The organism is Paenibacillus sp. P3E (genome assembly GCF_001909045.1).
In the GTDB taxonomy this organism is placed as follows: Bacteria; Bacillota; Bacilli; order Paenibacillales; family Paenibacillaceae; genus Paenibacillus_AQ; species Paenibacillus_AQ helianthi.
Genome location: NZ_LVWH01000164.1, coordinates 47093 through 66959 on the forward strand (window position 1 = coordinate 47093; position 19867 = coordinate 66959).

Genomic DNA, 19867 nt, shown 5'->3' on the forward strand with positions numbered 1-19867 from the left:
GGACACATTTGGAGCGGAAACCGTAATTTTTCGCAAGAATGTTCGCCAGTGGTGGACAAATTGTCAAATATTCCGTTAGATCTGCTACAATTTGCAGTTGGCTAATGCAGTCTGGGGTAGACAGGTATGTTATAATACACATTGAACCGGGTTCTGCAACCTACCGGTATTTTTTGCATAGAAAATGGTGATTTCGATGACAAAGGCAAATCAGGATACACGTGTCGTTGTCGGCATGTCGGGAGGCGTCGATTCCTCCGTTACGGCACTTCTGCTCAAGCAGCAGGGCTATGACGTCATCGGCATCTTCATGAAGAATTGGGACGATACTGATGAGTTCGGCGTATGCACAGCCGAGACCGACGCCGAGGATGTCCGCCGCGTATGCGAGCAGATTGATATTCCTTACTATACCGTTAATTTCGAGAAGGAATACTTTGATAAAGTCTTTTCCTATTTCCTCGATGAATATAAGGCTGGGCGGACACCCAATCCGGATGTCATGTGCAACCGCGAGATCAAGTTTGGGGAATTCCTCAACAAAGCGCTTCAGCTTGGTGCGGATTATGTTGCCACAGGCCACTACGCACGGGTCATTGAAGAAGACGGCGTCTTCAAGCTGCTGCGCGGCGTGGACAACAACAAGGACCAGACCTATTTCCTGAATGCGCTGAATCAATATCAGCTCTCTAAGGCCATGTTCCCGATCGGACATCTGCCGAAGCCTGAGGTGCGCCGGATTGCCGAGGAAGCCGGTCTCTACACCGCGAAGAAAAAAGACAGCACCGGCGTCTGCTTCATCGGCGAACGCAACTTCCGCGAATTCCTCAGCCAGTACCTGCCGGCTCAATCCGGTGACATGGTGGATATCGCCACCGGCGAAGTCAAAGGCCGGCATGATGGACTCATGTACTATACGCTGGGCCAGCGCCAGGGTCTTGGCATCGGAGGCTCCGGTACAGGAGAACCCTGGTTCGTTGCCGAGAAGGATCTGGAACGCAACGTTCTGTATGTGGTTCAAGGAGACAAGCACCACAGTCTGTACTCGACAAGTCTGATAGCTTCCGGTGTGAACTGGATCGAAGCAGGCACACTCGGAACTGCCCCGGTGAAGTGTACCGCGAAGTTCCGCTACCGCCAGCCTGATCAGGGTGTAACCCTGACCGCGCGTGAAGACGGTACGGTACATGTAGCTTTTGATGTGCCGCAGAAGGCGATCACACCGGGACAGGCTGTCGTGTTCTACCTTGGCGAGCAATGCCTGGGCGGTGGGATTATCGAGACTGCCGAGAAAGTCGTGCCGCAGCCGCAAGTGTAATTTTGCCGCATTGATGATATAGCCGTATGCAAAAGAACCTTCAAGACCACAGAACTGTGGGTTGAAGGTTCTTTTGCATGATTTTACATAAAAATGTACTGACTCTTCATATCTCTATCGGGATTCCAATTCAATTATGGCTGGAGCCCCCATACCAATACGCCATTCAAATACAGCGGCACCCGGTTCCAGTCGGTATAGGCTGTTTTGGTTGGATCGTAAGAATAATCTCCTGTCTCATTGTAATTGCTCCAGTCCGTTTTGTTGATCCGCAGCTGAATCTCCCCGGTGTTCGCACCAGGTGCCAGGCTGCCGGCTGCCGAACTGAATGAAATCTCAACGTAATAATCCGCTCCGGCTACAGCAGGAACAAGCTTCACGAAGCTGCCCTGCACATTGCCGTTGCCTACCGTAGCATAATCCACATTGAACTGCTGGGCCTTTTCCCCGTCAATGGTGTAATAATAACGAAGCTTGAGTTTGCTGAGATCAACCGCTGTAGTTCCGTTATTGATGATCCGCAGTTGTGGACGGAACTGTGAGTCGCCGGCATTCGTATCCGTTGTGCGGTACTGTACCACCAAATCTCCCACTGTCGGTACAGGCACAGCTGTAGGTTTGGCAGAGACTTCCGGAGAATCCGGGCTGGTCCCCACTTCGTTAGTGGCGCTCACTACATAATAATAGGTTGTATCATTATGCACATTAATATCGCTATAGGTGGCCTGAGTGACAACACTAAGTGTAGTGTAAGGTCCGCCGCTCGTGGTTGACCGCTTAACCGTATAGCTATCTGCACCTGTCACCTTGTTCCAGCTAAGCGCAACCTTTTTGTCGCCGGCTGCTGCCGCTGGTTTGGATGGGGCTTTGGGTATAGTGGGTTCCACATTGCCATTGTTGATCAGACGGTCATATTCGGCATAGGCGGTGGCCATATCCACCTGTGACCAGAACCGGTGATAGGTGAATTCAGGGGCTCCATTCTCCCATGTCTTGGTTACTGGATTGTAGGAGCTGTTATATTTCGATTGCAGATAACTCCACTTCGGATCATTTTTGATGTCCGGAAGTACATCCGTATAGCTTGCATATACTCCATTTCCGCCTTTAGCCGGATCAGAGGCTACGGTAGAACTGCCCGGTATGGTGTTTCCCTGTCCAAAAGTACCCGTCCAGCCCGCAGGGAAATACACTTCTTTGGTGAAGTAGCGGGAATAATCCGCCCGCTTCTCTACTGTAGTGATACCAACCCCGTCATTATAGCTCCATGCTGTATCCAGCAGTGATTTGGCCAGCTGTGAAGCCGTTCCGCCAAGCGCAGTATTGCTGCCATGCTCTGCTTTATTTCCAGCAGCAAAGAACGTGAGTGCTTTGATATAGCTGCCCAGCACGCCTGTATCCTGGCCCGGATTCTTGGTGACGGCCTTCAAATTGCTGTTGCCGCTGAAATTACTGAAGCCGTTCCAGGTATTCGGCTGTCCCTGCCACTCCACATTGCCCGGAATCCAGAACTCACCGGGTGCGGATACAGTAGCCACTTGCGGGTTAGCACCGCCCATAATCCGTTGTCCTTGTTTGTTCAGATAATACCCCTCGGAATCTGTCACCGGACGGCTGCCGACAAAAGCATAGTCAGTAGACCAGTCGATCCAGTTCTCTACGACGCGTTTGGCCATTTGGAAATTAGCCGAAGTGGTATCTCCGCTGGAAGCCAGAATATAATACAGTTCAGCTACCCGCTCTACACTCCATGCCTGCATTCCGAACCAATTATTGGACGGAGGATCATGGTAGACGGGCGCTTCATCATAGGCCATGCCATAAAATGTGCTTGTACCCGCTGGATAAGCGCTGTATGAGCCCTTATAGCTGTTAGTGGCTCCACCCGCTATTGCCCCTTCGGATGACTGCAGCCAATTGTAGAATTCCAGTTGGCGGGTCAGCGATTTGCTCCAATCCTGTCCCGCCGTTGCTGAAGCCGGAACGAGGCCCCCGGCCGGATCAGAAAGGGCATACGCAGCAACTACGTTCTGGTAGCCCTGATGAGTATGACTGGCGCCAATTCTCCACGCCCAGTTCCCGTTTGCGCCAAGGCCGCCGCCCCATGCGGTATACCAAGCCATCAGATAATGGCTGGCATCCTTGCCGGTTCCGGCTTCCGGCGTACCGTCTGCCGCACTGCCGATCTTTTGAAAATACTTGTCGTACATGCCGTAGCGCAGATAGTCGCCCATTTTTTTGGCTTTGTTCAAATAAACCGGATTGTTATAGCCAAGCTCTTTAGCCCAGTACATAGCCTGTACTGCTCGTGCGTCAGCGTCCGTCGCATCGGTGTACCGCCACTGTGCCGAAGGGACATTGCTTTCTTTGGTGAACAGGCTCATGAAGCCTTCATTGGTTTTGCCGAATGATTTGTCATCCTGAGATGGATGCGGGACCGCCTCCCACACGGATTCCTGCTCGCCCCGCTGAAAAGTATTCACATAAGCGGCTGTATGCGAAGGATTCAGTAAATTGCCGAACCCGTACCAGTTGTCCACGTCTACAAGCCAGTGCATCAGATAGGTCTGATTGTTGCCATAGGTAGACTTTAGTTCGGTATCCAGCGGATCTTTACCCGCAGTGTACTTGCCGTTCAGGGGGCTCGGATATTGATCCGGCTGACCGAACTCGGAGGCGTAAGTCGCCGGACTGTTCGGGTTGTAGTTGCTCATTGTCGGCTGTTCCTGCACACCATCGCCTTCATTAACAGGTATGATGTATTTCTCCATGTTGTCCCAGGCAGCCTCCAGCTTGCTCCAGTCCCCGGTATGATAGCCATACAACACCTCAAGCCACATCCAGTAGCTGTAGGCCTCCGAGGTAGTCATATGCCCATAATTGGGCGCTTCGCTGAGCAAGGTCTCTACCGAATGATACGGGACGCCTTCAGCCGAGAAATAGCCGCTTGCCGGGTTTTTCAGTTGGGCGTAAAGTTGCAGGAACCGCGTCTGTTCCACCGAAGCAGCTTTTGCTGTTGCGGGTCTGAAATTAAAGGTACCGGTCATAAGGGTGAGAATCAGGACTGCAGCCATGGCCAAGGAAATAGGTTTCTTGATTGAACTTAGCTTTATCATTTTGGCATGCTCCCTCTCTGGATCAATTTATGGTTCCAATCCCCAAACCAATTTCCCTTCATGGTGAAGCGTGACTTTATCCCAATCTGCGAAGGTCTGCTGGGTTCCGCCATAGGAATAATCGTTGTTTTCATTGTAGGCTGTCCAATCTGCTTTGTTGAAGCGCACCTGGATTTCACCGGTATCCGCGCCTGGAGCAAGATTCCCGGCACCTGCAGCAAAAGAAATCTCCACATAAGAATCTGCCGTCGCGCCAGGAGCAGCCAGCTTCGCAAAGCTGCCGCTTAGATTCCCGCTGCCCACGACAGCGTAGTCACAGTGAAATTCCTGCGGCTTGTCTCCGTCAACCGTGTAATAGTAGCGGAGCTTCAGTCCGCTAAGTGCTACCGCCTGGGTTCCTGTATTCACGATCCGGAACTGGCTGCGGATCTGCGAATCCCCGGGACTCGTATCATTCGTGCGGTATTGCACCCGCAGATCTCCCTTGGCAGGTATCGGAGTCTCACGCGGCCGGGCAGAGGCCTGTGAGGAAGCTGTGCTCTCCCCTACTGTATTTGAAGCGGTTACAACATAATAATAATCCACTCCGTTCACCAGCCCGCTGTCACTGTAGGCTGTTCCTGTTACTGTTCCAATAACCGTATATGGTCCGCCGCTGACCAGTCCACGTTTGATGTTGTACTGTGCTGCGCCGCTAACCGCATTCCAGGTCAACGAAACACTGGCATTTCCTGCGGCTGCCTGCAGTCCAGTTGGACGGCCCGGAACCTTGGGTTCACTGGGATTTCCGCCGGACGGCAGCTCTCCGTAGACCTTAACACCTGCGTCGAACACCGGAATATACGGATTCTTCACAGGAGCGGAGGCACTTGAAGCCACGCCCTGGAAGGAGAAATCATTTGTGTTATCCCAGAAAGACGTGTTCAGTGGAGCACTAATCCGGAACTGGATCTCCTTGTGGTAGGCCGATTGCCCACCAGGATAAACCGGTGTGCCGGTGAAGTCAATTTTCGTGTAATAAATATGATTCGCTTCGTCAAAGGGCAGCAGCGGCGAAACGGTCCCGCCCTGGTTGTAGCCTCCTGCTTTGACCGTGATATCCTCCGGTCCATACCCTGCGGCCTGAGCTTCACTTAGGTCCACATAGTAATTAAATGACATCGAGCTGCTGGAACGTGCCGGCCAGCCGGAACGGTTATTGATCAGCGCCCGGATTTCCACAAAATTGCTGCCGCTCGCATTCACCGAAGTCTCGGCGAACATTTCATCCTCCCGCGTTTCCGCCGGAGGGAAGTTGCTAAGCGGCTGCTGCCCCTGCCCGTGCAAGAGCATCATTTTGGCCAAAGCGCCTGTAAAAGCTGAATTGTAATCCGTCGCAACTTCATTCGAGACATAATCGCCGATCGAATCCGTATAGCTGTCGGTCTTGGAGGGTCCACCCACCAGTGCACCATACAGAACATGGCGGTGGTTGACAGGGGTTGTCTGGCTGTCGCTCCAGGAGCCATGTGAAGTCCGGTGATGCGGATGCTGCGGTGCATTACTGCCGAAGCCGATGACATAGCTGCTGCTGCGGGGATTATCTCCCAGCATATAGGTCATCTGCCGCTCGGCAAACGTCCGGGTTGTATTCCGCTTTACCGGATCGGTTACCCAGTCTGCATAGACAAAGGCCAGAAACGCCTGATTTGCCGCATATCGCAGTGCCCCCCACTGGTCCAGATGCGCAAGCCCCCCCGGTGTATAGGCTACACGGTCGGTTGTCCCGTTCACCCCGGTTGTCCAATACTGCATATTCCGTTCAGTAGATTGAATGAACCGGGGATCGCCTGTGATACGCGCGAGCAGCAGCTGTGCACCATAATGCTTGTCATCCCAGGACTGGGTCCACTGATAGCCCCACTGACCAGATTGATTGGTGCCCCACGAGTTGCTGGCGGCTACGGCTTTGTCCAGATAAGTCTGTTCGCCAGTCGCCATATAGAGCCAAACTCCGCCCCAGCTTAATTCGTCGGCATAGCCGCTCCAGGAATTGTAATACTGCTTGGCGTCAGTGATACTATCGGAGTATACCCCACGGTACGTATCGGCAAAATTGTACAGCTGCTTCGCATGCAGCAGCAGCTTGTCCGCATATGCCGCATCCGAGTCCCTGAAAATGATTGATGCCGATGCTAAGGCTGCAGCAGTTTCTGCCGCCAGATCTGAGCCGGGATGAGCAGCATCAATCTTGTACGACGGACGCGCCATAGGCATGACCTCCGCCGGCCCCCACCAATTGTGATCCGCCGTACCGTTACCGACCTGTCCCCACAGCTCATTGGGAGCGGTATGCGCTTTCACAAAATAATCTGTTGCCCAGCGGATGTTGCCAAGAATCTCATCCAACTGGCCTGATTGCACATAACCATCCTTGTACTCATAGACTGACCATGCCAGCATGGTGGCTGTGTACGCCATAGGAAACCCGAATTTAACATGGTCTCCCGCATCATACCAGCCTCCGGTCAGATCGTGACCGACATCCGCACCGTCCTGCAGCCCGGAGTCACCTCTCCATTCCACACGGTTATTACCCGGCAGGTCCCCGGATCGCTGAGCTTCATAGAAATAGATAGATTTCTGCAGTGCCTCTGCATAATTGAATCCACTTCCCTCCGCTTTGCTGACTGACGGGTGAAATGCTGCTCCTGAGACCAACGTGCATGACAACATTACACATAAAGATAAGATTAGGCCTTGCTTCCGTTTCTTCAGGTTCATCCAAGCCCAGCTCCCTTCTTCTTCCTCATCTTACATGCCTGCTCGATCCCTTTCATCACGGACCAATACCTCCCCAGTGTCCAGACTGTAATCGTGTTCATTCGCCAGATTCATCTCCCACCTCCCACAATCATGTCAGGATATACTCATCCCATATACACATATACCATATACAGGGATTTAATTCTATATATTTACAGTAAAAAATCTCTCGAAAACAGTATTTTTTGTAAAAATATTTCCATTTCGATCATATTTTCGCGTGGATATTCGACTTCTATCCAATCTCCACAAAAAAAACCATTCTCTTACGAGAGGCCATGCTGCCCCATTTCGTAAAAGAACGGTTCTGTACAAATTTTTCCACTTCTTGATGTACGCTACTGTCCGCGCCGCAACCCTTGGTTATGGCGGATCTTCGCCTCATTACCCTGTTCGGTAGCCTGATAAAAGACCCTTCGGGCAATCGCCTTCGGCAAATATTCCTGCTTCACATAATGGCCGGGATGATCATGCGGATACTGGTATCCTTCGTGGCCAAGCACCGATGAGCCCTTATAATGCGTATCCCTTAGATGGAGCGGTACCTCGGCGGATTTCAGTTCCTCAATACTATCCAGCGCGTTCGAAATCGCCATCACGACGGCATTCGACTTCGGACTCTCCACGGCGAACAGAATGGCCTGTGCGATGTTCAGCCTGGCCTCCGGCCAGCCATTATTGCGGTAGGCCTCGAGAGCACTGACCGCCTGTACCATCGCCTGCGGATTGGCCAAGCCGATATCCTCGCTGCTGGCCGCAATCAGGCGCCGGATGAACGTCATCGGGTCCATGCCAAGCTTCTCCACGGCATAGAGGAACCAGAACAGAGCAGCATCGCTGGACCCGCGGATGCTCTTATGAAAAGCCGACAGGATGTCGTACTGCGTCGATTCATCGGCTTTGACAATCGGACGGCGGATGGATTCCTCCGCTACCGCAAGGGTAATATGAACGCTACCGTCAGCCTCCGGTGCTGTTGTCATGGCAGCCAGCTCCAGCGCATTCAGTGCGCGCCGGATGTCGCCGTTGGCCATGCCGGCAATATGCTGCAGCGCTTCTTCATCCGCCTGCAGCTGCATGAATCCCAGCCCCCGCTTCTCATCAGCCAGCGCTCTGTGCATCGCAACCAAGCTATGCTCACTTGTCAGTGATTCCAGCTGAAACAGCGTGGAGCGGCTCAAAAGGGCTCCGTTTACATAATGGAACGGGTTCTCGGTAGTCGCTCCGATAAAAATTATCGTGCCCTTCTCTACAGCAGGCAGCAGCGCATCCTGGCGGGAACTGTTAAAACGGTGCACCTCGTCCAGGAACAATATCGTCTTCGAGCCGTACAAAGATTTATTGCTCTGGGCACGCTCAATGACCTCACGCACATCCTTAACCGATGCCTCCACCGCATTAAGACGTACAAATTCCCCCTGCGTATGATGGGATATAATATGGGCCAAGGTCGTCTTGCCGCAGCCGGGCGGGCCATAGAGCAGAATGGAAGACACCTGGTCGGCTTCAATCGCACGGCGAAGCAGCTTGCCTGGTCCCACAATATGCTCCTGGCCGATATATTCATCGAGATTCTCCGGGCGCATCCGGTCTGCAAGCAGACGTCCGCCCGCGGGTTCCTCACCGAAAGAAAATAAATCCATGATTCCACTTCCTTGCTATGATCTTGTAGGCGTTGTAAAGCATTTCCGCTCTCTATCATACCACACGGCAGCAGCAAGCGAAGTGGAAACGGCTTCGTCGTCCTATAAAAGGACGATATCCGTTTCAGCGAGAAATAGAAGGATCATTTATAGCGTGAAACATATAAATGCTTATATTTAAATAAAAGAGCATGACCTCGCTCTCCTGGCGGGTGCCATGCTCTTTGTTCAAAGTTCAGGCTAGCGGTTCATCGCCAGCCGTGTTTTTGAAATAATCTTGCGAATGCTTTCTTCAGATAAGTGGTACCTCTGCTGCAGCTCGTTCACCGAGCAGCCGCTGCTGTGACTGCAGAAAATTTCCTCGTTGCGGCTGGCAATCTCTTGCCTGGAGCCGCTGTTCTCGCCCCATCTTACCCGCTCTTCCGTTTTCTTCGGGATGTAGAGCAGTTCACCCTGGATGTATCCCTGTAGCTCTTCGAGCAGACCCGGGGGGAGCACATCCTTTCCATTTACATAACTCACGTACCGTTTCCTCCTTCAACAGGTGTGTTCCCTTGTGTCCGATCACTGCGCTGTTCATCAGCTTCATGCCACCTGCCTCCTTTCTTCTCCTCAAATTTGGTAAAACCGTAATTTCATTATATAAAACCCTGTGGTTAGCGTCTACATTCAATGTAATGTACTCTTCATAAATGATAAGGAGGCCTCGCGGCCTCCTCGTATACAGGCTTCCGTACTAGACGGAAACCACCTCGTATTCTGAAAACATTCCAATCAGCCTCCTTCCAGAAGTAATCTTGCCCGGCCGGACACTTATTATTAAGCCATAGGGAAGCCCCGGTTACAAGTTCAAGAATAGTTATAATCGTTCTCCACCAGAAGAAGTAAGATGTTTCCCGTTCATGGATGAAGGTATAATAAGAGCAGACCGCACATGAAAGGAGTATTCAAGCTGAGATGAGAGCAACTGACGGGCTATACAAACTCATTGGCGCCAAGCGCGTTAATGCCAATCCATCTGAGACTGGGCTTCACAAGTCAGATCAGCATACACTCCTCATAGTGATCAAAGGCAGCGGCGAAGTTGAAGCAAAGGGCTATTTGTCTGCGCTGCGTCCTTGCGATGTGCTGCTGCTGCTCCCTGGAACATTATGGCACCTGCATGTGAAGGAGCAGCAATCCTTGGAATACTGCTCCTTCACCTTTGATGTGTATTCAGAGAATGATCAGTATACGCTTCAGCGGGGTGAGCTGGAGGCCGGTATTTATCCGCCCATACCATGGCCTGAAGCAGTACAGAGGGCCTGCACGATCTGCTCGGGCTGGCAAGAAGGTGAATGGGAGCGGATGGAATCGACTATCCGGTTTCAGGAGCTGCTGCTTCATCTATGGCGGCCAGTAAAGAACGAGATAGTGAAAGACCATGCTTCAGCCGGGGCGATCAGCCAGTCCAAGACCTATATCGATACTCATTTCGGACATTCCTTAACCCGGGAAAAGCTTGCCCGAATGACAGGAATGAGCGTGGCCCATTACTCCCGGCTGTTCAAGAAACAGGTAGGACAAAGTCCAATGGAGTACCTGAACACTGTCCGCATTCAGAATGCAGGTGATTTGCTGCTCCGTTCTGAAATCACACTCCGTGAAGCTGCGAACCGGGTGGGCTATCAGGATGAGTTCTATTTCAGCCGTAAATTCAAAGCAGCAACCGGTATCCCGCCAACCGTTTATGTCAAAAAACAACGCATGTCCACACAAATTGCTTCCATAGCCCATCCTTACACTTCCCACTTGCTGGCACTGGGCTTAACGCCTTATGCAGCGCTGGTCAACCCTTCATACGGCCCTGCCTCCGGCTTGAAGAATGTAATCAGTCTAGGGCATGATCAGCCTGACATTGACAGTCTGGTCCAAGCCCGCCCAGAGTTGATTATCAGCTTCGAGCAATCGGATTACGCGGAACCGGACAAAGCTTCTTTGTTCCCTCACATTGCACCAACCTGCACTGTGCCTTTTGAAGGCGATTGGCGTGAGCATTTCCAAATGATTGCGAGAGCGGTGAACCGTCTGGAGATCGCGCAGCAGTGGCTGGCGGGGTATGAAGTACTCGCTGAGAGACTGAGGGCAAACGTTAGGGAAAAGATAGGAGACAGGAAGGTTGCAGTAGCGCAATATGAGAAAGGCAGCTTCCGCTTGTTCGGCAGTCGTAATTTGGGTACAGTGCTCTATAACGATCTTCAGCTCTCCAGACCCCGTCAATTAATGAATGTGGATCATTCTGTCATCCTTACTGCAGAACAGCTCGTGGAATGCAGCATTGACCATCTGATACTATTCACATCCTGCGACGCTCTACAGCGTACCGCGATCCATCGCTCGCTTGCCTCACAAGTGGCATGGAAGGACCTAAAAGCTGTTCAAAAAGGACATATCTATGAAATCGGGGATTCCAGCCGCTATTCGTGCTACACCTCCTTGGCCCACGATTTATTCCTGCGCCGTTCAAGTGAATTGCTCATGAGCCAAATGTCCAGATGATGAGCATATTTGTCCATGGCCCCCTTGCAGACCACTCCTTATAATAAGCATTGATAATGATTATCAAACTCATTTATGAAAGGTGTGGGCTTGTGCTTCCAAGCATTCGTAGGTTTAATCACAAATTTAATCGGGGGGCCATCGGCCTGATTGCAGTTTTAATGCTGGGGCTCATCGTCGGATGCAGCAACAGCAGGAATAACGGAAATGCGGCAGAGGCAGCAGCCCCTTCCCCATCACCTGCCAATACGGCAGAGCATTCAGAAACCCGGATCATTTCCACAATCAAAGGGGATATAGAAATTCCGGCACATCCGAAGAAAGTCGCGGGCATGCTCTATGTTTTTGCAGACCACTTACTAGCACTCGGAATTGAACCGCATGCCATGGTTACATACAATGACCTGGGATTCCCCGAATACTTGGCAGACCGGATGAAGGATACTATCGCCATCGGTTCGGGTGAAGCTCCAAATCTGGAGGCCCTGCTTGAAGCGGAGCCGGATCTTATTCTTGCCTCAAAGACACTGAATGAAGCTAATTATGAGCAGCTGTCCAAGATCGCGCCAACAATTCTTTTTGACAACGAGAATGATGAGGATTGGACAAGATTCCGGCAGACCGCAGAGATCTTCGGGAAAGAAGCTGAGGCTGACCAGATCCATACCGATTATGAAGCCAAGGTAGCCAAGGTAAAAGATGAGCTGGCTGCTGTTGCCCCCAATGAGACCGTCGCTTATCTGCGGGTGCAGGACAAGCAGCTGCAACTGATACAACCCGGTGACAACTTCACGTTATTCGGCCCGCTTGGATTGACTCCAGCTTCTGTTGAAGGCATAGATTTTAAGGACTCCTGGAATGTAGCCATCTCCGAGGAAGTTCTCCCTGAACTGAATCCCGACCGTATGTTCATCATTCTCCGGCCTGGTGAGAGTAATAAGGCAGCGCTCGATAATATTATGAGCACTTCAATCTGGGCGAACCTTACGGCCGTCAAGAACAAGCATGTGTATATCGGGGATGCGAATCTATGGTTTGCAGGCTATGGCCCAATCGGTCTGAGTAATGTCATCGACGAAATTTCGGGTGCTTACTCACCGGAATCTTAAGGGACGCTGCCATGAACCATTCAGACAGCCAGCTTATACAGACGATACGCGGGAGAAGAACAATACAGGAATTCAATGGTGTCCCTATTGCCCAAGAAACCCTAATGGACCTGCTGGACAACGCGGTCTGGGCACCATTTCACTCCACAAAAGAACCATGGCGGTTCATCCTTTTCGTTGGTAATGGCCGGGCAAAGTTTGCTGATGCAGTACTGGCGGCACGCTCCGCAGCATTCGCTCAACAGTATGGCACACAAATCTATGATGCGTATTGCAGCCAAACCCCGGCCCATCTTGTCGTGGTGATGAAAAGCGATCTTCCCGTAAAAGCCTGGGAGGAAGCTCTCGCAGCGACAGCCGCCCTGATTCAAAACATCCAGCTGTTGGGTTGGGAACAGGGGATCGGAATGGTATGGAAAACAACCGCCTTCAATGAAGCCTCCTCCTTTCGGGCAGCATTAGGCGTCTCAACGGCTGAAAAGGTGGTCGGCACCCTGCATATGGGATATTTCGATCCCAAGAACCAGCCCGCTCCCAAACCGCGCACAGCTGCAGCAGACCTGCTTACGGTCATAAAAGATTGAAAAAAAGGATCAAATACAAGCTGGCCAGCTTGTATTTGATCCTTTTTTATGCACCCATTTCGCATTCTATCGCAATGGATGGAAATGCAGAAACGCGAAAAATCGAGCCAAGGCCGCCCGGTGCGTATCTACCCTGCGCAGTCTTGGCTCGAGTATTATATAATTTCTGGCTCCGGCCACCCTAGTGCAGTCCCATCCCCATTCCGAAGATACGTCGGAAGGCTGCCGCCATGCAGCATCCACAGCTCGTGGAGTGCACGGGTACAGCCTACATACATCAGCTTAGCATCCCAGGCCGCATCGCCGTAATGGTCCGAATCGGCATCAGCGAGGATTACAGCATCGAACTCCAGCCCCTTGGACAGGTAGACCGGCAGCACGGACAGCCCGCCCCGGTATTCGGTCATGCTGCCGTCGATCAGATGAATATCATCGAACGACCCAGCAAGCTCTGTGTACAGCTCTGCGGCTTCCCGCAGGCTGCGGGTCAATACAGCCACTGTCCGGTATTCCCGGCCCGAGAGCGATGCCAGCGCCGTTCTAACGGCCTCCATGCGGCTGTCCCCGCCTGCTGTATGCTCCGGCTTCTCTTCTGCGTATGGAATCAGCCGAACCGGATTTCCGCTGCGGAAGACGGGTACGGCCAGCAGGCTGCTGCCGACTCCGGCGGACAGAATGCCGTTGGCAAATTCGATAATCTCCATGGTTGAACGGTAGCTGCGCGTCAGCGCATGGTAAGCCGTGTGCTCAGGGGCGAACAGGGTCTGCATTTCTTCCCAGGCATGCACGCCTTTATAAGCATGAATCCCCTGCGACAAATCGCCCAGAATGGTAAAGGAATGACCTTTTACATACAAATCCAGTACTGCAATCTGAAAAGGTGAAAAATCCTGCGCTTCATCAATAACAATATGGTCAAAGCGGCTGCTGCCTTCATTTCCGTTCAGCAAATAATGAATGTACAGCAGCGGCGGCAGATCCTCTTCATGCAAAATGCCTTTTTTGAGATCCTTGACCGTCAGCTTCAGCACACCTTGCGGAATTCTGTCCGGCGCCTCTGCCGGCCAATCCTCAGGGACCTTTACGGCACGGAAAATCTGCTTGTAGATCATCAGCGGATCATATTTCGGCCATTTTGTGCTGTAGGCCTTTTCGCGCGCCGCACTTTTCTTCTTCCGGTCCTTAAGTGCCGCAGCCGAGGGGCTCTTCTTCAGCTCCATTTCAATCCAGCGGTGAATCCGCGCCATGACCCGTTCCTTGCGCTTGGCCGGCGGATACGGAGCGTACTCCTCATTATGCCAGCGCAAAATCATGGACCGGCGCAGCACTGAGCCTTCCCAGGGACTGAAGTCGCCTTCCGGCACCGCACCGTTCTCCAGGAGGCCAATAGCAGACTCAATAATTCCCATCAAGGCAGTCGATCCCTTGAAACGGCCTGGTGTTTCTTCCGTAATCTCCGGCATACCGCCTTCGCGTTCAAACCAAAGATTCATAGTATCTGCTGCATTCTGCTCGGGCAGCACAACCCCCAGCACATCTGCTGCCCAGTCCGGGAAGGTGCTCTGGGCGATATTGCCGACGCCAAGCTCCGGCAGCACATCCGAAATATAATCCAGGAACATCCGGTTTGGCGCAAAAATAATCATTTTCTCCGCTAATACCTGATCCTTGTATTGATACAGCAGGAACGCCAGCCGGTGCAGAGCGACCGTGGTTTTCCCACTGCCCGCCACGCCTTGGATAATGAGCGCGGTGTTCTTTGCCGCCCGGATAATCCTGTCCTGCTCCTCCTGAATCGTTGAGACGATGTCACGGAGCCGGTTGTCCTTGTTCTCACCCAGCCGGTAGACTAGAAATTCATCCGATACGGCCGGAGCGTCGCTGTCGCGATTATAGGTATCTGCTACCCGCTCCAGAATCTGCTTGCGGATCACTACGTTCCGCTTCAGGTACACCAGCCCTTCGATCAGCCCCTCCGGAGCTTCGTAGGAGGCTGGTTCCGTCCCGCCGGTAAACGAATAGAACAGGCTCGCTACCGGAGCACGCCAGTCGATCACCAGCGGACGGTCGCTTACCTGTTCCCGGTCTACACCGATTTTACCGATATAGAGCGCCTTGCGTTCATCCTCATCCTTGCCCTGAAAATCAAGCCGTCCGAAATAAGGCTCCTGCCGCAGCTTGGCAAGATCTTTGCGCCGCTGCTCTCTTGAGTCCTCCAGCACCTGCTCCGTATACTCATGCCCAGTGTATACCGGAATGCCCCGCAGTCTCTCAAGAACGGTGTCAATCTCCGTAAGCGCGCTGTTCAGCCTGTCTTCTTCCTCTTGATAGGCACTTTGAAAGTTGTCCTCCAATTTCAGTTACCTCCTAAAAGTCTATGGGCATACGCCTGCTCCCGGCAAGCGCACACCCTGATTTGCCCCGTGCAAGACTGGCTTCACTCACACAAAAAGGATATTCATCATATCACAACAGATTCTGGAATACCATCCCTTTTGAACCAAGCAGAAGCGGGGTCCGTTTCTGCTTGGAATAGACCTATCCCATCAAAGCATGCAGCACAAAGTTAGCCACAAACAAACCGGCGATGCCATACAGCGCGGGCGGAACCTCTTTGCCTTTGCCCATAGCCAGCTTCACAATCGGATAGGTGATGAAGCCAAAGGCCATGCCGTCCACGATACTATAGGTGAATGGAATCATCACCATAATCAGGAATGCGGGGAACAGCTCGGTCAAGTCGCTGAGATCCATCTCGCGTACGCTCTGCACCATCAGACCCCCGATGACAATCAGAATCGGCGCAATGGCGCTGTCCGGCACGTAGGCCAGCAGCGGAATGAAGAGGAACGTGGCACTGAACAGGAGGCCTGTGACCAGCGAGGTCAGGCCGGAGCGGCCGCCTGCAGCAATCCCTGCCGTAGATTCAGCAGCCGCAACCACAGGGCTGCTGCCGAACAGTCCGGCAGCGATATTAGCGATGGATAGCGCACGGAGGCTGCTTTTGAAGCGCTCCGGACGGCCTGCCATCAGCGTCTGGGACGAGATGAGGCCGATATTTTCAAACACAACAATCAGCAGCAGCAGGAATACAGCGATCCAGAAAACCAGGCTGATCCCCCGGCTCCAGTCCATTCCGGCAAACACATCACCATATCCAGCGAAAATATGCCCTGAATCTGCCTTTTCCGGTGCATGTGCCGCCCCCAGCAGGTAAGCCAGCCCCGTACCTGTCAGCATACTGATCAGCAGTCCGCCCCTTGTACCACGGATGAACAGCACCAGGGCAAGAATGAGAGTCACACAGGAGGTGATGACAGCCGGATCACTGAAATGGCCAATGGCGACAAAGGTCGTGCGGTGGGCAATGACGATGCCGCTTTTTTGCAGACCAATAAACGTCAGAAACAGCCCGATCCCGACCGTAATCGCATGCTGCAAATTATGGGGAATCGCATCGCTCAAAATCCGGTACAGCGAGGTAAATGCCACAATGGCGAACAGCACTCCTGTTACGACTACTACTGCGAGCGCTTCACGCCAGTCCAGCTTCATGGAATGCACCAGCGTATAGGTGAAAAAAGCATTGATGCCCATACCCGGCACTACAATAATCGGCGTTTTGCCGCCAAAAGCCATCAGGAGACAGCCTGCAACTGCCGTCAGCAGTGTTGCCACCATCCCTGCCCGCAGCGGCATCCCCGCATCATGCAGAATTGCCGCGTTGACCATCACAATATATACAGAAGCAAAATAGGACAGAATACCTGCCGAGAGTTCCCTTTTCCAGTTGTCGCCTGGCTCCAGGCCTACACTATTTCGCCAAACCTTCGATTTCATAAAAAAACCTCCACTAATCATTGAATCACGGGTAAGCCTCTGTTGCATTAATAAACCGCAAGTGGAAACGGCTTCGCCGTCCTTTTAAGGACGGTATCCGTTACAGCGAGAAATATAAGGATAATTTATAGCATGAAACATATAAATTCTTATATTTCAATAAAAGGGCGTAAACAGCCGGATGGCGGCTGTACGCCCTTTGTTCTACAAATCATTCATTCCCTAGTACCTTGCGGTCATCCTTCACAATCAGCGTTTCTTATACAGTGATGCCGCCTGCCTCCAGCAAGTCGCGTACGGTGACACTAACCATAATGAGACCAACGACCGGGGGCACAAACGAGTTGCTGGCCGGAGGTTGTTTGGCTTTGCGCCGGTCCGGCGCATTGGCGGGAACAATCTGTTCTGTAACATCCTCACGCGGCTTCACCGGTTCTTCCGTTGAGAACACAACCTTAACGCCTTTCTTGATACCTTCCTTGCGCAGCTTCTGGCGTACGACACGGGCAATCGGGTCCATGCTGGTCTTTGAAATGTCAGCCACCTGAAAACGGGTTGGATCCATTTTGTTGGCTGCGCCCATGCTTGAAATCATCGGAATTCCACGGGCCAGACATTCCTTGATGATATGAATCTTATAGATAATGGTATCCGAAGCATCGATTACAAAATCAGGATTATACTTAAACAGCTCCTCATACGTTTCCTCCGTATAGAACATGTTCAGCGCAATCGCTTCGCATTCCGGATTGATCAGCTTGATGCGCTCCACCATCAGATCCGTTTTGTTCTGGCCAACGGTTGTGGTCAGTGCATGGATCTGGCGGTTGATATTCGTGATATCTACCGTATCCTTGTCTATCAGGATAATCCGGCCGATTCCGGTGCGGGCTAGAGCTTCAACAGCCATAGCACCCACACCGCCGATCCCGAGCACAGCCACTGTGCTATTTTTCATGATCTCCAGACCTTCTGGTCCAATAGCCAGCTCCGTACGTGAGAACTGATGCAGCATAACGTACAGCCTCCTATCAAAGTTTTGTAAGCATAAGCTTACAGAACTTCAAAATGATTTATTTCTTTTCTTTGTCTGGCTTAGGAGCCAGTCTAATATGAAGCTGCTCCAATTGACTAGCGTCTACCGGTGCAGGTGCATCCATCAGCAGATCGGTTGCACTTGCTGTTTTTGGGAAAGCAATCGTTTCACGGAGATTGGTACGGCCTGCCAGCAGCATAATCAGACGGTCGAACCCAAACGCGATTCCGCCATGCGGAGGCGTGCCGTATTCGAAGGCATCCATCAGGTAACCGAATTTCTCATAGGCTACTTCTGTTGTGAAGCCAAGGGCATCGAACATTTTCTCCTGAACATCGCGCTTGTATATACGCTGCGAGCCGCCGCCGACTTCATAGCCGTTAAGTACAATATCATAGGCTTGCGCGCGGATAGCACCAGGATCTGTGTCGAACAAATGCAGGTCTTCGTCCATAGGACGGGTGAACGGGTGGTGTTCCGCTACATAACGCTTTTGGTCTTCATCATAGCCGAGAAGCGGGAATTCAGTTACCCAAGCAAATTTGAATACACTGTCATCGATCAAGCCAAGCTGGCGGCCGATCTTCAGGCGCAACGCCCCAAGAACATCTGCCACAACTTTCTTATTGTCAGCCGAGAAGAGCAGAAGGTCACCTTCTTCAGCGCCTGTGCGCTCCTTCACAGCAGCGATCTCTTCTTCCGTGAAAAATTTGACGATTGGGCCTTTGAACTCGCCGTCTTTTACTTGAATCCAAGCCAGGCCCTTCGCGCCGTAACGTGCAGCATAAGGTCCCAGGTCATCAATTTCCTTACGGGTCCAGGTGCCGCAGCCTTTGGCGTTGAGGCACTTCACTTCTCCGCCTTTTTCAATGACAGAGGCGAACACTTTCACACCGCTGGCGGCTACGATATCGTTCATTTCTACCAGTTCAAGACCAAAACGCAGGTCCGGCTTATCAGAGCCATATTTGCCCATAGCCTCGGCGTAGGTCAGGCGCTGGAATGGAGTGGAAACCTCCACACCAATTGTTTCTTTCAGGAGACGCTGCATCAGCGATTCCATCATGGACAGTAGTTCGTCCTGAGGCATAAATGAGGTCTCGATGTCGAACTGGGTGAATTCCGGCTGACGGTCCGCGCGAAGGTCCTCATCACGGAAGCAGCGGGCCATCTGGTAATAACGTTCAATACCGCCAACCATCAGCAGCTGCTTGTAGATTTGCGGCGACTGCGGAAGCGCGAAGAATTCACCGTCATGCACCCGGCTTGGTACCAGATAATCACGTGCGCCTTCCGGGGAGCTTTTGGTCAGTATTGGGGTTTCGATATCGATAAAACCTTCGCTGTCCAGGAAGTCGCGGAAGATTTTGGCCGCTTTGGAACGGAGCAGCATGGTCTTGTACATTTCCGGACGGCGCAGGTCGAGGTAACGGTATTTCATACGCAGGGACTCATCGACTTCCACTCCATCTTCAATGAAGAATGGTGGAGTCTTGGCTGCATTCAGTACTTCGATTTCTGTAATCTGTACTTCAATCTCGCCGGTAGGCAGATTGCGGTTAATGGTTTCTTCCTCTCTCTTCACAACTTTACCTGTAACGGACAGCACATATTCACTGCGAACCTTGTCAGCAGTCTGCAGCGCTTCACCGGAGTAGTCCGGGTTGAACACGATTTGCACAATTCCGCTGCGGTCGCGCAGGTCGATAAACAGCACGCCCCCCAGATCGCGGCGGGTCTGCACCCAGCCGTTCAGTGTTACCGTCTCGCCAATATGCCCTAATGTCAGCTGTCCACAGTTATGACTTCTACTCATAATTTATCCTACCCCTTTATGGTTAAAATACCTATTTGGTCTCATTAATTGCTGTGCATTCC

Annotated in this window: 12 protein-coding genes; 4 read left to right on the forward strand and 8 right to left on the reverse strand. The window is 52.1% G+C overall.

The genetic code is table 11. The annotated features are described in order from the left end of the window. Nucleotides 1-196: 196 nt before the first annotated feature. Complete coding sequence (mnmA, locus tag A3842_RS14995; protein WP_074086279.1) at nt 197-1318, forward strand: tRNA 2-thiouridine(34) synthase MnmA; 1122 nt, start codon at nt 197-199, stop codon at nt 1316-1318. Between the two features lie 134 nt (nt 1319-1452). Here the strand turns inward: mnmA and A3842_RS15000 are convergent, their stop codons facing one another. The 4 genes from A3842_RS15000 to A3842_RS15015 form a co-directional block, all read right to left on the reverse strand. Continuing rightward, complete coding sequence (locus tag A3842_RS15000; RefSeq protein ID WP_074101935.1) at nt 1453-4434, reverse strand: glycoside hydrolase family 48 protein; 2982 nt, start codon at nt 4432-4434, stop codon at nt 1453-1455. Nucleotides 4435-4461: 27 nt separating this feature from the next. Beyond that, nucleotides 4462-7149 (reverse strand): glycoside hydrolase family 9 protein, encoded by a 2688-nt coding sequence (locus A3842_RS15005; RefSeq protein WP_256701705.1) that lies wholly within the window; start codon nt 7147-7149, stop codon nt 4462-4464. 428 nt (nt 7150-7577) lie between these two features. Beyond that, nucleotides 7578-8882, reverse strand: coding sequence for a replication-associated recombination protein A (locus A3842_RS15010; RefSeq protein ID WP_074101936.1), 1305 nt, complete (start codon nt 8880-8882; stop codon nt 7578-7580). A gap of 240 nt (nt 8883-9122) precedes the next feature. Next, the gene (locus A3842_RS15015) at nt 9123-9404 is read right to left on the reverse strand and encodes a CD3324 family protein (RefSeq protein ID WP_074101937.1); all 282 of its coding nucleotides are present in this window, start codon (nt 9402-9404) and stop codon (nt 9123-9125) included. A 435-nt stretch (nt 9405-9839) separates the two neighbouring features. Between A3842_RS15015 and A3842_RS15020 the strand changes: the two genes are divergently transcribed. The 3 genes from A3842_RS15020 to A3842_RS15030 all read left to right on the forward strand — a co-directional run bounded on the left by A3842_RS15020 (nt 9840) and on the right by A3842_RS15030 (nt 13113). After that, entirely contained in the window at nt 9840-11420 is a 1581-nt protein-coding gene (locus A3842_RS15020) for a helix-turn-helix domain-containing protein (RefSeq protein ID WP_074101938.1), read from the forward strand. Between the two features lie 161 nt (nt 11421-11581). Continuing rightward, nucleotides 11582-12529, forward strand: coding sequence for an ABC transporter substrate-binding protein (locus tag A3842_RS15025; RefSeq protein WP_178382359.1), 948 nt, complete (start codon nt 11582-11584; stop codon nt 12527-12529). Between the two features lie 11 nt (nt 12530-12540). Continuing rightward, complete coding sequence (locus A3842_RS15030; RefSeq protein WP_074101939.1) at nt 12541-13113, forward strand: nitroreductase family protein; 573 nt, start codon at nt 12541-12543, stop codon at nt 13111-13113. Nucleotides 13114-13268: 155 nt separating this feature from the next. Here the strand turns inward: A3842_RS15030 and A3842_RS15035 are convergent, their stop codons facing one another. From A3842_RS15035 to aspS, 4 genes are all read right to left on the reverse strand, one after another. Further along, on the reverse strand, nt 13269-15467 hold the full coding sequence (locus A3842_RS15035) for a HelD family protein (RefSeq protein WP_074101940.1): 2199 nt from the start codon (nt 15465-15467) through the stop codon (nt 13269-13271). Between the two features lie 184 nt (nt 15468-15651). Then, a complete protein-coding gene (locus A3842_RS15040; RefSeq protein ID WP_074101941.1) occupies nt 15652-16953 on the reverse strand; it encodes an NCS2 family permease in 1302 nt (433 codons plus the stop codon). Between the two features lie 259 nt (nt 16954-17212). Next, nucleotides 17213-17968 carry a tRNA threonylcarbamoyladenosine dehydratase gene (locus tag A3842_RS15045; RefSeq protein WP_074101942.1) on the reverse strand — a complete coding sequence of 252 codons (756 nt, stop codon included), beginning with the start codon at nt 17966-17968 and terminating at the stop codon, nt 17213-17215. Nucleotides 17969-18026: 58 nt separating this feature from the next. Next, entirely contained in the window at nt 18027-19805 is a 1779-nt protein-coding gene (gene aspS / locus A3842_RS15050) for an aspartate--tRNA ligase (RefSeq protein WP_074101943.1), read from the reverse strand. Between the last annotated feature and the right edge of the window lie 62 nt (nt 19806-19867).

Excerpts from the sequence above, each read along its gene's own strand:
- A3842_RS15000 (WP_074101935.1), bottom strand. The coding sequence starts at position 4,434 with ATGATAAAGCTAAGTTCAATCAAGAAACCTATTTCCTTGGCCATGGCT.
- A3842_RS15030 (WP_074101939.1), top strand. The coding sequence starts at position 12,541 with ATGAACCATTCAGACAGCCAGCTTATACAGACGATACGCGGGAGAAGA.
- A3842_RS15020 (WP_074101938.1), top strand. The coding sequence starts at position 9,840 with ATGAGAGCAACTGACGGGCTATACAAACTCATTGGCGCCAAGCGCGTT.
- mnmA (WP_074086279.1), top strand. The coding sequence starts at position 197 with ATGACAAAGGCAAATCAGGATACACGTGTCGTTGTCGGCATGTCGGGA.
- A3842_RS15040 (WP_074101941.1), bottom strand. The coding sequence starts at position 16,953 with ATGAAATCGAAGGTTTGGCGAAATAGTGTAGGCCTGGAGCCAGGCGAC.
- A3842_RS15045 (WP_074101942.1), bottom strand. The coding sequence starts at position 17,968 with ATGCTGCATCAGTTCTCACGTACGGAGCTGGCTATTGGACCAGAAGGT.
- A3842_RS15005 (WP_256701705.1), bottom strand. The coding sequence starts at position 7,149 with ATGTTGTCATGCACGTTGGTCTCAGGAGCAGCATTTCACCCGTCAGTC.
- aspS (WP_074101943.1), bottom strand. The coding sequence starts at position 19,805 with ATGAGTAGAAGTCATAACTGTGGACAGCTGACATTAGGGCATATTGGC.
- A3842_RS15010 (WP_074101936.1), bottom strand. The coding sequence starts at position 8,882 with ATGGATTTATTTTCTTTCGGTGAGGAACCCGCGGGCGGACGTCTGCTT.
- A3842_RS15025 (WP_178382359.1), top strand. The coding sequence starts at position 11,582 with ATGCTGGGGCTCATCGTCGGATGCAGCAACAGCAGGAATAACGGAAAT.